Annotated in this window: 2 pseudogenes; both read right to left on the bottom strand. The window is 62.5% G+C overall.

The window, feature by feature from the left end:
• Positions 1-378, bottom strand: a pseudogene (locus ACIQVE_RS29455) (NADH-quinone oxidoreductase subunit H); the annotation flags it as partial.
• Positions 375-875 (bottom strand): annotated as a pseudogene (locus ACIQVE_RS29450) (NADH-quinone oxidoreductase subunit G); the annotation flags it as partial. The pseudogenes ACIQVE_RS29455 and ACIQVE_RS29450, both read right to left, overlap by 4 nt.

Below are 875 nucleotides of genomic sequence, written 5' to 3'. Positions count from 1 at the left end.
CTACAGACCGGCCATGGCGAAGAAGAACAGCAGGCCGATGTTCAGATCCGCCACGCCCCAGGTCGGGGTGATCGGGATGATCGCGAACGCAATCAGCAAGGCCGACATGGCCACGACCGGTGCCAGGGTGAAGATCACCTTGTCGGCAAACGGTGGCGTCCAGTCTTCCTTGAAGAACATCTTCAGCATGTCGGCGGCGATCTGGAACATACCAAACGGGCCAACGCGGTTCGGACCGTAACGGTCCTGCCACCAACCCAGCAGGCGACGTTCGACAAAGCTGAGCAACGCGCCCGCGACCACAACGGCCAGCAGAATCACGATGGCTTTGACGACCGTCAGGATCACATCGATCACTTCAGGGGTGAACCAGGTCATTGCGCTGCCTCCTGCAGACCGTCGACGGATACGCCGGCGAATGCCGGTGGAATGCCGGCGATGCCCGCAGGCAATGCCACCAGACCTGCGCCCAGTTCTTCATTGATGCGCAGCGGCAGACGCAGGGTCTGGCCGGCCACGTTCAGGCTCAGCAGTGCACCTTCGTTGACGCCCAGGCGATCCGCTTCGGATTTGGCCAGTGCGACGTAAGCGGCAGGAATGCGTTCCTGAACCGGAGCGGCTTTCGAAGAGTTTTCTTCGCTGCCGAACAAGTGGAAGAACGGCACCGCTTGCCAGGTACCCGGCGTCGGGTTGAACGCACGTGGCGCGGCAGCGAACCAGTTCAGCGAATCGCCCGTGCTTTCGATCAGGCGGGTGCCCGGATCGCCAGCGCGGATGTGACCACCGACTTCGTCCTGGAACTTGTTCCAGGCTTGCGGCGAGTTCCAGCCCGGCGACCAGGCAAACGGCACTTGCTGACGCGGTTCGGCAGAGCC

It is taken from the genome of Pseudomonas sp. NPDC098747 (genome assembly GCF_044760045.1).
Classification (GTDB): Bacteria; Pseudomonadota; Gammaproteobacteria; order Pseudomonadales; family Pseudomonadaceae; genus Aquipseudomonas.
The sequence above is the reverse complement of the archived record's forward strand: the minus strand, read 5'-3'. Positions and strand labels throughout refer to the sequence as shown.